This is a genomic window from Agrobacterium sp. D14, from assembly GCF_001526505.1.
In the GTDB taxonomy this organism is placed as follows: domain Bacteria; phylum Pseudomonadota; class Alphaproteobacteria; order Rhizobiales; family Rhizobiaceae; genus Agrobacterium; species Agrobacterium leguminum.
This window is the reverse complement of sequence record NZ_ASXX01000001.1, coordinates 239,349-252,406: the sequence shown is the minus strand read 5'-3', so window position 1 is coordinate 252,406 and position 13,058 is coordinate 239,349. Positions and strand designations below refer to the sequence as shown.

The window sequence follows — 13,058 nt, the reverse complement described above, 5'->3', positions numbered from 1 at the left end:
TCTTACCGCGGCTTCTTGCCGAAGACCTTGATATACTCGGCTTCGCCACCCTTGGCGAGCGCCTCGGCCTGCTTGATCCACTCGTCGCGTTCGATGCGGCCCTTGAAATTCAGATAACCGTCAACCCAGTCGCATTCGGCTTGTCTCCAGCCGGCGATCTGCGCATAGGTAAAGATGCCGAGCTCGTGCAGCGTGCCTTCGATCTTCGGACCGACGCCGGAAATGAGCTTCAGGTCGTCGGGCGTTGCCGGCTTTTCGATGCCGGCCGGACGATCCTTGGAATCGAGCGACGGCTTCGCAGATCCCGAAGCTTCCTTTTCGGCGGTCTTTACATTGGCTTCGGCAGCCTTTGGCGCGGTCGCCGGCGTCTTCAGCTTCGGATCGGTTTCCGGGGCGTCCGTCTTCGGCTTGGCGGCGTTGGACGGCGGAACCGGTGCGGCATCCGCAACCACTTCGGCCGGCTTGTCGAGATTGGAGCGATCCGGCTTGATCTCTTCCGTCAGCGTCGTCAGGCCGCCGACCGGGACCGACTGGTGACGGTCGGTCTGCGGGCCGGTCTTGACGGTGTCGCCCTTGCCTGCCTCGAACGTATCGATGATCTCTTCCAGACGCTCGGGCGTCAGGTCCTCATAGGCATCCTTGAAGATGATGACCATCGGCGCGTTGACGCAGGCGCCCTGACATTCCACTTCTTCCCAGGAGAGCGTGCCGCTCTCATTGGTGTGCAGCGGATCGTGGTGGATCTTCTTGCGGCAGACATCCATCAGCGCTTCCGAGCCGCGCAGCATGCAGGGCGTGGTGCCGCAAACCTGAACGTGGGCGCGCGTGCCGACCGGCTTCAGCTGGAACTGGGTATAGAAGGTCGCCACTTCCATGACGCGGATATAGGCCATATCCAGCATGTCGGCGATTTTCTCGATGGCGGCGCGGGTAACCCAGCCGTCCTGCTCCTGCGCACGCATGAGCAGCGGGATGACCGCCGATTGCTGGCGTCCCTCGGGATATTTCAGAATCGTCTTTTCAGCCCATGCGGTATTTTCCGCATTGAAGGCAAACGCCACGGGCTGGAACTGATCTTCGGCTAGTCGACGAACGGACATACTTCCTCACGCCTTTTCAGTTTAACGTCTCACAACGCGATCTCGCCACCGTGACGAATTCGCAGGCGTAAGCCGCCTTGTCTTTCTGCATGAACACGATGAACTTGCTGCCATTGGGAACCGAGGCCTTGATCTCGTATCCCGACGACAGAAGCTGCTTGATGGTCGAAGAGCCGCCGCTCGACAGCGATATGCCGCCCTCGTCCGTCGCCGTCTGGGCGAGAACGGGGGTAGACATCGCAGCGAGAAAAGCCGGTATGGCCAGCGGCAGACGCATCAGCGGTCGACCTCCCCGAACACGATGTCGAGGGAGCCGAGCACGGCTGTAACGTCAGCAAGCTGATGGCCCTTGCAAAGGAAATCCATGGCCTGCAGGTGTGCGTAGCCCGGCGCGCGAATCTTGCAGCGATAGGGCTTGTTCGAACCGTCTGCGACCACGTAAACGCCGAACTCGCCCTTCGGCGCTTCGACGGCGGCGTAAACTTCGCCGGCCGGAACGTGGTAACCTTCGGTGTAAAGCTTGAAGTGGTGGATCAGCGCTTCCATCGAACGCTTCATCTCGCCACGCTTCGGCGGAACCACCTTGCCATCGAGCGAGGAAACCGGGCCGATGCGGTGCTTGCCGGAGAGAAGATCGACGCATTGCTTCATGATCTTCACGGATTCGCGCATTTCCTGCATACGGATCAGGTAACGATCATAGCAATCGCCGTTCTTGCCGACGGGAATGTCGAATTCGAGATCGGAATAGCACTCATACGGCTGCGCGCGGCGCAAATCCCAGGCAGCGCCCGAGCCGCGTACCATCACGCCCGTGAAACCCCAGGCGAAGGCGTCTTCAAGCGAGACGACGCCGATATCGACGTTACGCTGCTTGTAGATGCGGTTGTCGGTCAAAAGGCCCTCGATATTGTCGAGAACGGTGAGGAACGGGTCGCACCACTTGCCGATATCATCGACCAGCTCCGGCGGCAGGTCCTGATGCACGCCGCCCGGACGAACGTAAGCCGAGTGCATGCGGGCGCCGCAGGCGCGCTCATAGAACACCATCAGCTTTTCGCGCTCTTCGAAGCCCCAGACCGGCGGCGTCATCGCGCCGACGTCCATGGCCTGGGTCGTCACGTTCATGATGTGCGACAGGATGCGGCCAATTTCCGAATAGAGAACGCGGATCAGCTGGCCGCGCATCGGGATTTCGAGGCCGAGCAGCTTTTCGACGGCGAGCGCGAAAGCGTGTTCCTGGTTCATCGGCGCGACGTAGTCGAGGCGGTCGAAGTAAGGAACGGCCTGCAGATAGGTTTTGGTCTCGATCAGCTTTTCGGTGCCGCGATGCAGGAGACCGATATGCGGATCGACGCGCTCGACGATTTCGCCGTCCAGTTCCAGAACCAGACGCAGCACGCCGTGCGCGGACGGATGTTCCGGACCGAAGTTGATCGTGAAATTGCGGACGTTATGCTCAGTCATTCTAGTGCTCCGCCGAGGTGATCATGGCGATGAATTCGGGGCCGGTCATGTTCTGCGTGGTTTCAGCGAAAGAGTAGCTCGAGGGCTTCTCATCCGTGAAAATCTGCGACGCGAACTTGAAACTGGAAGGGTTATCGAACGCCTGCAGCGAAACGGCGAAATGCTTGCCGTCCTTGGAACGCCACATCAGCGTGCTGCCGCAGTTCTTGCAGAAGCAGCGCTCACCCCATTCCGACGAGGAATAGACGCCGAGGTTCTCTTCGTTCTCAACGGAGATATCAGCGCATTCGACAGCCAAAAACGCACCGCCGGACCAGCGGCGGCACATGGAGCAATGGCAAACGCCGAATTCGCGGGCACCGATGACGGCATTGAGGCCGACGGCGCCGCAAAGACATTGCGCATGCTCTGTCGCGGGGGCTTGGCTCATTGCTTGGCCTTTTCGTCACCCGGGAGAACATATTCGGTTCCTTCCCATGGGGAGAGGAAATCGAAGTTGCGGAATTCCTGCTTCAGTTCGACCGGTTCATAAAGAACCCGTTTCAGCACGTCATCGTAACGCACTTCCACAAAGCCGGTAACCGGAAAATCCTTGCGCAGCGGATGGCCTTCGAAACCGTAATCCGTGAGGATGCGGCGGAGATCCTTATGGCCTTCGAACGGAATGCCATACATGTCCCAGGCTTCGCGCTCGAACCATTCGGCGCCCATGTAAACGGAGGTCGAAGACGGTACGCCCTCGTCTTCCGCCACCTGCAGCTTGACGCGAACGCGCAGGTTCTGGCGCGGCGACAACAGGTGATAGACGACATCGAAACGCTTTTCGCGCTGCGGCCAGTCAACGCCGCAAATATCGATGATGTTGACGAAACCGCACTGCACGTCGTCACGCAGGAAGGTCAAAAGCGCGATCACGCTTTCAGGCGTCGTGTTCAGCGTCAGCTCGCCATAGGCGATATCGGCTGAGGCCACGAGGGAACCGCGCGCTTCCTTAACGTAAGCAGCAAGATCGTTGAGAGCTTCGCTCATTCTTAATCCGTCCTTTGCCCTTAGCGCTCGATCGTACCGGTACGACGAATCTTCTTCTGCAGCAGAAGCACGCCGTAAAGCAGCGCCTCCGCCGTGGGGGGACAGCCCGGAACGTAGATATCCACCGGCACGACGCGGTCGCAGCCGCGCACCACGGCGTAGGAATAGTGATAATAACCGCCGCCATTGGCGCAGGAGCCCATGGAGATGACGTAACGCGGCTCGGGCATCTGGTCATAGACCTTGCGCAGAGCCGGCGCCATCTTGTTGGTCAGCGTGCCGGCGACGATCATCACGTCCGACTGGCGCGGTGAGGCGCGCGGGGCAACGCCGAAGCGCTCCATGTCATAACGCGGACCGGAAGCCTGCATCAGGCCTTCCACGGCGCAGCAGGCGAGACCGAACTGCATCCACATCAGGGAGCCGGTACGCGCCCAGGTGATCAGCTCGTCGGTCGAGGTAACGAGAAAGCCCTTGTCGGCCAGCTCGTCATTGATTTCCGTGAAGTAGGCGTCGTTGCTGCCAACCGGCTTGCCAGTCGAGGGATCGATGATCCCCTTCGGCTGCGGCGCAACGAGCGTGGTGTTGTTCTGGCTCATGCCCATTCCAGCGCTCCCTTCTTCCACTCATAGATAAAGCCGATGGTGAGAACGATGAGGAACACCATCATCGACCAGAAACCGAACCAGCCCATCTCGCCGAAAGACACCGCCCATGGGAACAGGAAGGCGACTTCCAGATCGAAGATAATGAACAGAATCGACACCAGATAAAAGCGGATATCGAACTTCATGCGGGCGTCGTCGAAGGCGTTGAAACCGCACTCGAAAGCGGAGAGCTTTTCCGGGTCCGGCGCCTTGTAGGCGACAGCGAAAGGCGCAATGAGAAGCGCCAGGCCGATGACGAGAGCGATACCGATGAAGATTGCGATCGGAATGTAGGAACTGAGGAGTTCAGTCATGGTCTCTTCCCTGCCCGGCCGGGTGCCGGACCTGCCTTTGTGACCCGAAGTCTCAAAGAGCGCACAAATATGTTGCAACGCCAAAGTCGTTAGCGCAGCCGCGCTCTCTCTGCAAGAGTTTAGGCACCATTTCAAGACACCTGCCGCATTGATTGGCAACAATATTGCCGGAATTGACGCAAATTTGGGCCACAATTCCGGCCTAAGCCACTCAAATACAATAATAATCGATTGAACGACGCAACCGCAAAAAAGTCACACGAATTTTACGTCCGGATGGCGGTGAAGTGACGATATTCGGGAATCGAAACTTGACTAAAAAATGCAGGAAAAATCGTGTTTAAAAAGCCCGGAATCAGGTCCCGGAATCGTCAATAGACGAGCGCGCAAATCGCGCGTCGATCTGTTTTTGAGGAGACATTTCAGGAGAAAGAAATGGCGCGAGTGACGGGGCTCGAACCCGCGACCTCCGGCGTGACAGGCCGGCACTCTAACCGACTGAGCTACACCCGCGCACCACAGACATTCATCTGCGTTTTCCGAGGGACAGGATGGCGCGAGTGACGGGGCTCGAACCCGCGACCTCCGGCGTGACAGGCCGGCACTCTAACCGACTGAGCTACACCCGCATCTCCTGACGACAGGAACCAGTCCCGCCGCTCGAACCAGCCTCGGCTGTTCGATGAGCGGCTAACTACGGCGTTCGTGCGGGGGTGTCAAGCAGGTTTCACGACAAAAGAATAAGCTTCTTCATTTTGATCGGGAAAAACCGGAAGGCCTTGGAACGCGATTGCGGCAAACGCCCTGTTTTGCGGGCTTTTCCCAACGAAAACAAAAAACTTGTCCACAGCCGCAGGCTTCCGTAACGGGATTTCCACATGGCCATCAAGGCGTCCTCGGGTCCTGTTTCAGGCAAAAAGCCCGCAGTTCCCGGCTTTTTGCCCCGCCCCCCGGCGACGGAAAATTCTCTCGGCAAAAAAAACAAAAAAACTTCACAAAAGCCCTTGCGGTTTTTTTCCGATCCGAATACATCACGGCCATCGACGCGGCGGACATGATCCGAGACACGCGAAGGGCGATTAGCTCAGTTGGTAGAGCGCCTCGTTTACACCGAGGATGTCGGGAGTTCGAGTCTCTCATCGCCCACCATTTTCCCATAGATAAGTCAACCATAGCGTTTACGCCTCAATTTTTTTTCCTATTGACGTCATAAATCACATTACAAAATGGGTTTCGGCGCGTGTCGTGGTTCCGCCTTATCTTAGTCCTTACCTCGACAACAAAGCAGAGCTGGAAATTCATCTCGGTGGCGACCGCCGGACAGCCATTCGCAACCATGCCGCACCCGTGGCATCGATCCAGCGCCAGATAGGAAATGCCCGGTAAAGCACGAGGCGGCCAGCAGCGCCCTACCCACTCTCCATCCAACACATTGCAATCCGTGACGAGTAGAGCCAAATCAACTTTGATGCAGACATGCAGCGACAAGAGCCAAACTATGCGCGATGGGGCGTTGACCTCGACCAAACAGAGCGTTTCGCGACGGCCTCGCCGAGAAGCACCGACGCCGTAAAAGGCGCCCGCGAGTGGCGTATCATCGCCCAAGCCCTATACGTTTCCAGGTATGCGACATTCGAACGCGAGGACGAGCGCAACCAAGGCGATTTCGCGGGCATGCCGACTCATCCACTCTTAGCCGACGCGCCGCCCATAAATAATAAACGAGCTGAACCCGATCACCTTCGGCTCTATAATTGATGACAAGGTGAAGCTGCGATGGATCGAATTGCTATTATGATTTGAGATTCTTCGTTCCACCGGACGCTTTCGGTTTCTTGAAACCTTGAGCTTCAGCTAGGAACACGGACAGCTCAAGAATCGATTTGTCGCCGAACATATCGACAAACATGCTGAGAACATCGCTCTTGGTTACAATCAAAGTGGCAGCGTAGTCCCCGCCCATAGTCGATGCGCCAATGTCCATCTTGAACTTGTAGCGCAGAACTGGTGCAGGTCCGCTCATCAGCGTTGCATCCTCGGCCTGCATTACATGATCCTTGTTCGCTCCCCGCCAAGCGAAACTATGGCCTTCGGCGCTTTCCGCAAGGTCGATATCCCATACAGTTCGCTCATATACATACCTACTCCAGCCGTGCGCGTGTAACTTCACGTTTGCGATCTCCTCTGCTGGGTAAATGATGATTGGACGCGATCATCGTGTCAAACAAACGCATGACCGGCATATTAAGGACGGACGCTTGAACTTCCCCGGCGTTGTTTCAGCGCGAAGAAGGCGCTCGACCTTGCGCTCTGAACCTGGGTGTTCGTTTTTTTCGGCCCGTTTCTATTTCAAATCGGCACTGCTGTTCCATATTCCGACAGCTTGGCCGCCGCCTGTATCACCCCGCAACATACCGGAAAATAAGGAAGATTCAGACTTTCTAAAGAGATTTCAGGCATTGTTTACGCACCGTTTCATGATGAACGGTTGAACTGATGGATGAAACCATGTCGATCGACGCGTTTGTAACACTCGCGCTTATTGCGCTGCCTGTTTATATTTTTTTCCGCTGGGTCCAGCAGGACTCGGAAAAACAAGATACTCCCAAAAGCAAGAATTCCCTAGGGCGGTGATCCGTTACGATCGATCCGCAGCATTTTCCCGGATGGCTTCCAGACGAAATCCTCCACAATCCGATATCGAAGCGGCAATGCCGATTTTAACGGCTTGCATCGTCAGGCATCGTGCAAGATCGGAAAACCCGGCCAAGGGGCCCTCGCCATACAAAAAAGCCGGGCATAGCCCGGCTTTTCTCATTTGCGGCGCCAATCGGCCCGATCAGTTGATCGCCTTCATATTGACGGTGAAGAACAGTGTTTCGCCGGAAGAATCGTCCACGCCGTCATTGTCGGTCACGGCATAGGCCATTCCCGCCTTGTCGAAGGCGAAGCCTTCCAGCTTGTCGACGACATAACCGTTGGTCTGGGCCTTGAGGTCGGGCAGGAAGTCATGGGCTTCCTGCTTGGCCACCAGCGGCAGTTCGCCGCCGATCTTGCCCGGCTTCAGGTCCGCGATCGCAACGCGGTAGAGCTTCTTGATCTTGGCCTTGTCGCCGATCTGGTTGTCGCGCTCGACGATATAGACATAGTCGCCCTGCGCGGCGATTTCGGAGAGGCCGACCCAGCCTGCCTCGGTCTTGTCGAGCGGGTAACGGACGGCGCCCCATTCCTTGGAATTCGGATTGTAGGAGACGAGCTTGACGAAGCCCTTCTCGTCCGTGCCCCATTCACGCTGCACGGCCATCCACAGCGTCGCGTCGTCGCCCTTGCCGATCATCGTCACGCCTTCGAAACCGAAGCGGGTGTCGCCGGCGAGAAGTTCCTTCGGCAATGCGATCTCAGCCTTGATCTCGCCCTTGGCGTTGACGTTATAGAGCGCGTGGGGCACGAGCTTGGCGCTGTCGCCTTCAGAAGCCAGCCAGAAACCGCCCTTGCCGTCCAGCGTGATGCCTTCGATGTCGAGCTTCTGAGCGGCGATGCCGTCACGCTTGACGCGCAGGACGCTGGTGATGGTGGCAGGCTTTTTCGTCGCATCGATGGTGAAGATCGACGGCTGGTTGCCATAGACCGAGTCGGACACGGCGTAGAGAATGCCGGGCTTTTCGGCATCGCCGACCAGACCCGAAAGAGCGCCCCAGCCGATCGGTGCACCATCGACGGTGGCGGAAACGAGCTGCGGATAGGCTGCTTCACCTTCACCGCGTTCATAGAGCATGACATGCGAGCGCACGCCGCCGTCTTCGATCAGATCGACCTCATTGGCCGTGGCAAGGAGGTTGCGCGACGGGATGGCGACAGCACCCTCCGGCGAAACGCCCGAAGGCAGGAGCTGCGTCAGTTCCGGCTCCTTGCCGGTGTCCTTGTAGACAGCGACGACAGAGGCGCGTTCGGACAGTACGAAGAAATATTTCTGATCGCCGAAGGTCGCCGCTTCCAGACCTTCAGGCTCGATGCCCTTGGCCTTGGAGCGCTTTTCCGGATAGTGGCCGATGGCCGCAACCGCATGTTCGAGCGAGGAGCCGGATTCGTAAACGAGCTTGCCGGTCTTGTCGAAGATGGTGAAACCACGCGAACCGCCCTGCCAGTCGCCCTCATTGGCGATGACGATACGGTCATTGTCCAGCCACTTCACGGCGTCCGGCTCGCGCTTGCGGCCTTCCTGCTTGTCGGTGAACTTCAACTGGCCATCGGTCTTCGTATCGATGCCTTCAAGATCGACCTTGCCGGCGGAGAAATGCCTCTTCACCGTGCCGGTCTTGCCGTCGAGAATGACGATATGATTGTTTTCCTGAAGCGTCAGCGCGATCTCGCCATTGGCGTTGATCGACACGAATTCCGGCTCCGGATCCTCAGGGGAAATTTCGGCAAGGCCGGTGAGTTCGATCTTCTTCAGCGTCGCGCAATCGGCAACGCCGTCTTTCAGGCCGACAGTCACCAGATAACCGGCTGGCATCTGCGGCAGCGCGCCTTCGTTCACCTCTTCATCGCGCTCGTTTTCGATGGCGATGGCGGCGAAGGTCTTGTCCGGGGAAACGGCGACGGAATCGGGCTGGCCGCCGAGATCGCAGCTTGCTTCGATCTTTTTGGTAGCAATATCGACCGTCACCAGCTTGCCGGAGGGCTTCGCGCGATTTTCCGACGTATTGACGCCGGCCAGCACCTTGAGACCGGCAACGGCAACGGAGGTCGGCTCGCCTTCGAGCAGCAGCGCGCCGCCGGCCTTGGGATCCTTGGCGTCGGTGATGTCGATGAAACCGATGCCGCCAAGCGGGCTGTCCGAATAGATCAGCGTCTTGCCGTCTTCGCTGGCGGTAATGATTTCAGCCGAGGTGACGGACTTGGCGTCCTTGTCCGCGGGAAGGTTTTTCGCCACCGGGAAAGATGCGATGCGGTTGAAAACCGGCTCGGCAGCGGCCGGGATGGCTGCGGACGTGAGCAGAGCAGCGGTCAAAGCCATTTGAGAAAATCGGAACGCCATTTTAATCCCCCTTGGGTCCAGAAATACCCCAAGGCTTCTGCGTTACAGACATGACAGTGGCATGACACTTCCTGACCGCTGAATCAAAAAGCCCGGCCTAGAAGGCCGGGCTTTCGTGTTTATGCCCACATTCCGCGTAGAAAAACGCCGTGTGTCCGGATGGAAGCTACACAGGCGCTTCCCTGCTTTCATTCACATCTTGACCGGGAGAACCCGGCCTGTCCGCAAAGAGTTTTTCGAAACACCGCCCACTTTTGGCGGCGATGTGACGGCGTCAGGGCGTCAAAACATGTTTCCTCGTGAACCTGAAAAGCCGCCCGCCCGCCGCCGGGCGCTGCGGCTTTCCGGAAACCTTACGAGTTGACAGCGTCCTTCAGGCCCTTGCCTGCGGAAAACTTCGGTACGTTGCGAGCCGGGATATCGACTTCAGCACCCGTGGAAGGGTTACGGCCCTTGGAGGCTTCACGACGGCTGACGGAGAAGCTGCCGAAGCCGGCCAGACGAATGTCGCCACCGTTCTTCAGTTCGCCCTGTACAGTTTCGAATACAGCATCAACAGCGGAAGCAGCATCTGCCTTCGTGAGACCAGCCTTTTCGGCAACAGCAGAGACGAGCTCGTTCTTGTTCATGTTTCCACCCCTTTCAATGGTTTGAAACGACTCAAATTAAGCCGGCGCAGAATACGTTCGCATCCGCGCGCAGCAACCCAAAAGCGCTGGAATCGCCTGAAAAACAAGGGGTCTGCGTTTTTTTTCACAAAAAAGGCCGACATTTCTGCCGGCCTTCCACATATTCGTGCCAAATTCGCATCACTTGTGCGCAGCTTTGCGCCACATGCGCCTTCAGACACCTAACACATTGAATCTATGCAGCAGCCGTCGCGAAAGGCGATTCCCGCCCCTCGCGGCGATGCATTATCAATGCGCGATGGTCTGGCTGCCATCGTCGACGCCTTCGACGGTTGCGATCACCGGCGTCTCGATGCTGCCGTCCCACTCGATGGGCTCCGGCTGGCGGATAAGGGCGTGCTTGATGACCTCGCCCATGCGCGATACCGGGATGATTTCCATCTCGTTCTTAACGTTGTCCGGAATCTCCGCCAGATCCTTGGCGTTTTCTTCCGGAATCAGCACCTTCTTGATGCCGCCGCGAAGGGCCGCAAGCAGCTTTTCCTTCAGGCCGCCGATCGGCAGCACGCGACCGCGAAGCGTGATCTCGCCCGTCATCGCCACATCCTTCGAGACTGGGATGCCGGTCATGATGGAGACGATGGCGGTCGCCATGGCAACGCCGGCGGACGGTCCGTCCTTCGGGGTCGCACCTTCCGGAACGTGCACGTGGATGTCGCTCTTGTCGAAGCGCGGCGGCTCGATGCCGAAGTCCACGGCGCGCGAACGGACATAGGATGCCGCCGCCGAAATGGATTCCTTCATCACTTCCTTGAGGTTGCCGGTAACCGTCATGCGGCCCTTGCCCGGCATCATCACGCCTTCGATGGTGAGCAGCTCACCGCCGACTTCCGTCCAGGCAAGACCCGTGACGACGCCGACCTGATCCTCGCGCTCGGCCTCGCCATGGCGGAACCGCGGAACGCCCAGATAATCCGGCACGTTGGCAGCGGTGACTTCCACGGACTTGACCTTGCCCTTGATGATCTCGGTGACAGCCTTGCGCGCCAGCTTCATCAGCTCGCGTTCGAAGCTGCGCACGCCGGCTTCACGGGTGTACTGCTGGATGACGACCATCAGGGCATCATCGGTAACCGAGAACTCTTCCGGACGCAGGGCATGTTCCTTGATCGCCTTCGGCAACAGGTGACGCTTGGCGATTTCGCGCTTTTCGTCTTCCGTGTAACCGGCGATGCGGATCACTTCCATACGGTCCATCAGCGGGCCGGGAATGTTCAGCGTGTTGGCCGTGGTTACGAACATCACGTCGGACAGGTCGTATTCCACTTCAAGGTAATGGTCCATGAAGGTGGAGTTCTGTTCCGGATCGAGCACCTCGAGCAGGGCCGACGACGGATCGCCACGGAAATCCATGCCCATCTTGTCGATTTCGTCGAGCAGGAAGAGCGGGTTCGCCTTCTTGGCCTTCTTCATCGACTGGACGATCTTGCCCGGCATGGAGCCGATATAGGTACGGCGGTGACCGCGGATTTCCGCCTCGTCACGCACGCCGCCAAGCGCCATGCGCACATATTCGCGGCCGGTCGCCTTGGCGATCGACTTAGCGAGCGAGGTCTTGCCGACGCCGGGAGGGCCGACGAGGCACAGGATGGGGCCGCGGATCTTCGAGGCGCGCGCCTGTACGGCGAGATACTCGACGATGCGTTCCTTGACCTTGTCGAGACCGAAATGATCCTGATCGAGGATTTTCTCGGCAGCGTTGAGGTCGGCCTTGATCTTCGACTTCTTGCCCCAGGGCAGACCAAGCAGCCAGTCCAGATAGTTACGCACGACGGTCGCTTCCGCGGACATCGGGCTCATCTGGCGAAGCTTCTTCATTTCCGCCTCGGCCTTTTCCTTGGCCTCCTTGGAAAGCTTGGTCTTGGCGATGCGCTCTTCCAGTTCGGCCATCTCGTCACGGCCGTCCTCGCCGTCGCCGAGTTCCTTCTGGATCGCCTTCATCTGCTCGTTCAGGTAATATTCGCGCTGCGTCTTCTCCATCTGGCGCTTGACGCGCGAGCGGATGCGCTTTTCGACCTGGAGCACGGAAATTTCGCCTTCCATGAAGCCGAGCGCCTTTTCGAGCCGCTGCTTCACGCTGACGGTTTCCAGCATTTCCTGCTTTTCGGTGATCTTGATCGACAGGTGCGAAGCGACCGTATCGGCAAGCTTCGAATAATCGTCGATCTGGCCGGCAGCGCCGACAACCTCGGGCGAAATCTTCTTGTTGAGCTTCACATAGCTCTCGAATTCAGACACGACCGAACGCGACAGCGCCTCGATCTCGACCGGATCTTCGGCAGGCTCCTGCAACGGCGTCGCGGTGGCTTCATAGAAGTCTTCACGGCCGGTGTAGCTGTCGATCTGGGCGCGGCCCTTGCCTTCCACCAGCACCTTCACGGTGCCGTCGGGAAGCTTCAGAAGCTGCAGGACATTGGCGACCGTGCCGACCTTGTGGATGGCCTCCGGGGCCGGATCGTCATCGCTGGCGTTGATCTGGGTGACAAGCATGATCTGCTTGTCCGAACCCATGACTTCCTCGAGCGCACGGATGGATTTTTCCCGCCCGACGAACAGGGGAACGATCATATGCGGGAAAACGACAATGTCGCGCAGGGGAAGTACCGGATAGGTACCGCCAGATGCCGCAGACGTGATGTTCGTCATATCATTTCCTTTCCATGGTCCCTTTCGGGACACTTTGCCGGACAGCTTGGGGCATCCGGCACATTCATTTCTCGAGACTGAAAGTGGAGTTTCGAAACACCGATTTCAAGTCGCCGGAACAGACGGTC

The 13,058-nt window shown here is 58.2% G+C and carries 12 protein-coding genes and 3 tRNA genes; 1 reads left to right on the top strand and 14 read right to left on the bottom strand.

Features of this window, described 5'->3' with window-relative positions; genetic code table 11:
- Positions 1-2: 2 nt before the first annotated feature.
- The 10 genes from L901_RS01250 to L901_RS27300 form a co-directional block, all read right to left on the bottom strand.
- Positions 3-1,100 (bottom strand): NADH-quinone oxidoreductase subunit E, encoded by a 1,098-nt coding sequence (locus L901_RS01250; RefSeq protein WP_059752674.1) that lies wholly within the window; start codon positions 1,098-1,100, stop codon positions 3-5.
- A 16-nt stretch (positions 1,101-1,116) separates the two neighbouring features.
- The gene (locus tag L901_RS01245) at positions 1,117-1,377 is read right to left on the bottom strand and encodes a hypothetical protein (RefSeq protein WP_059752671.1); all 261 of its coding nucleotides are present in this window, start codon (positions 1,375-1,377) and stop codon (positions 1,117-1,119) included.
- On the bottom strand, positions 1,377-2,567 hold the full coding sequence (locus L901_RS01240; RefSeq protein WP_003496461.1) for an NADH-quinone oxidoreductase subunit D: 1,191 nt from the start codon (positions 2,565-2,567) through the stop codon (positions 1,377-1,379). The genes L901_RS01245 and L901_RS01240 overlap by 1 nt, the downstream gene beginning before the upstream one ends.
- A 1-nt stretch (position 2,568) precedes the next feature.
- Positions 2,569-2,997, bottom strand: coding sequence for a GFA family protein (locus L901_RS01235; RefSeq protein WP_059752670.1), 429 nt, complete (start codon positions 2,995-2,997; stop codon positions 2,569-2,571).
- A complete protein-coding gene (locus tag L901_RS01230) occupies positions 2,994-3,596 on the bottom strand; it encodes an NADH-quinone oxidoreductase subunit C (RefSeq protein ID WP_059752667.1) in 603 nt (200 codons plus the stop codon). Before L901_RS01230 ends, L901_RS01235 begins: the two co-directional genes overlap by 4 nt.
- A 20-nt stretch (positions 3,597-3,616) precedes the next feature.
- Positions 3,617-4,201 carry an NADH-quinone oxidoreductase subunit B family protein gene (locus L901_RS01225; protein ID WP_003521524.1) on the bottom strand — a complete coding sequence of 195 codons (585 nt, stop codon included), beginning with the start codon at positions 4,199-4,201 and terminating at the stop codon, positions 3,617-3,619.
- Positions 4,192-4,557: an NADH-quinone oxidoreductase subunit A gene (locus tag L901_RS01220; protein WP_035259670.1), complete on the bottom strand. Its 366-nt coding sequence runs from the start codon at positions 4,555-4,557 to the stop codon at positions 4,192-4,194. The genes L901_RS01225 and L901_RS01220 overlap by 10 nt, the downstream gene beginning before the upstream one ends.
- A 436-nt stretch (positions 4,558-4,993) precedes the next feature.
- Positions 4,994-5,070 (bottom strand) — tRNA-Asp (locus L901_RS01215).
- A 39-nt stretch (positions 5,071-5,109) separates the two neighbouring features.
- Positions 5,110-5,186: transfer RNA gene (locus L901_RS01210), tRNA-Asp, on the bottom strand.
- A 98-nt stretch (positions 5,187-5,284) separates the two neighbouring features.
- Positions 5,285-5,542 carry a hypothetical protein gene (locus L901_RS27300; protein WP_183044062.1) on the bottom strand — a complete coding sequence of 86 codons (258 nt, stop codon included), beginning with the start codon at positions 5,540-5,542 and terminating at the stop codon, positions 5,285-5,287.
- An 88-nt stretch (positions 5,543-5,630) separates the two neighbouring features.
- Between L901_RS27300 and L901_RS01205 the strand changes: the two genes are divergently transcribed.
- Positions 5,631-5,706, top strand: a tRNA-Val gene (locus L901_RS01205).
- A 643-nt stretch (positions 5,707-6,349) separates the two neighbouring features.
- On the opposite strand, the gene L901_RS01195 is transcribed toward L901_RS01205, so the two are convergent.
- From L901_RS01195 to lon, 4 genes are all read right to left on the bottom strand, one after another.
- The gene (locus L901_RS01195; RefSeq protein ID WP_059752661.1) at positions 6,350-6,727 is read right to left on the bottom strand and encodes a hypothetical protein; all 378 of its coding nucleotides are present in this window, start codon (positions 6,725-6,727) and stop codon (positions 6,350-6,352) included.
- Positions 6,728-7,396: 669 nt separating this feature from the next.
- Positions 7,397-9,595, bottom strand: a complete 2,199-nt coding sequence (locus L901_RS01190) for an esterase-like activity of phytase family protein (RefSeq protein ID WP_059752646.1) — start codon at positions 9,593-9,595, stop codon at positions 7,397-7,399.
- Positions 9,596-9,948: 353 nt separating this feature from the next.
- Positions 9,949-10,224 (bottom strand): DNA-binding protein HupB, encoded by a 276-nt coding sequence (hupB, locus tag L901_RS01185; protein ID WP_006312721.1) that lies wholly within the window; start codon positions 10,222-10,224, stop codon positions 9,949-9,951.
- Between the two features lie 288 nt (positions 10,225-10,512).
- On the bottom strand, positions 10,513-12,930 hold the full coding sequence (lon, locus tag L901_RS01180) for an endopeptidase La (RefSeq protein WP_059752644.1): 2,418 nt from the start codon (positions 12,928-12,930) through the stop codon (positions 10,513-10,515).
- Positions 12,931-13,058: the final 128 nt, after the last annotated feature.

Bases quoted from the DNA above. Each gene is read 5' to 3' on its own strand.
- L901_RS01250 (WP_059752674.1), bottom strand. From the start codon at position 1,100: ATGTCCGTTCGTCGACTAGCCGAAGATCAGTTCCAGCCCGTGGCGTTT.
- L901_RS01245 (WP_059752671.1), bottom strand. From the start codon at position 1,377: ATGCGTCTGCCGCTGGCCATACCGGCTTTTCTCGCTGCGATGTCTACC.
- L901_RS01240 (WP_003496461.1), bottom strand. From the start codon at position 2,567: ATGACTGAGCATAACGTCCGCAATTTCACGATCAACTTCGGTCCGGAA.
- L901_RS01235 (WP_059752670.1), bottom strand. From the start codon at position 2,997: ATGAGCCAAGCCCCCGCGACAGAGCATGCGCAATGTCTTTGCGGCGCC.
- L901_RS01230 (WP_059752667.1), bottom strand. From the start codon at position 3,596: ATGAGCGAAGCTCTCAACGATCTTGCTGCTTACGTTAAGGAAGCGCGC.
- L901_RS01225 (WP_003521524.1), bottom strand. From the start codon at position 4,201: ATGGGCATGAGCCAGAACAACACCACGCTCGTTGCGCCGCAGCCGAAG.
- L901_RS01220 (WP_035259670.1), bottom strand. From the start codon at position 4,557: ATGACTGAACTCCTCAGTTCCTACATTCCGATCGCAATCTTCATCGGT.
- L901_RS01190 (WP_059752646.1), bottom strand. From the start codon at position 9,595: ATGGCGTTCCGATTTTCTCAAATGGCTTTGACCGCTGCTCTGCTCACG.
- hupB (WP_006312721.1), bottom strand. From the start codon at position 10,224: ATGAACAAGAACGAGCTCGTCTCTGCTGTTGCCGAAAAGGCTGGTCTC.
- lon (WP_059752644.1), bottom strand. From the start codon at position 12,930: ATGACGAACATCACGTCTGCGGCATCTGGCGGTACCTATCCGGTACTT.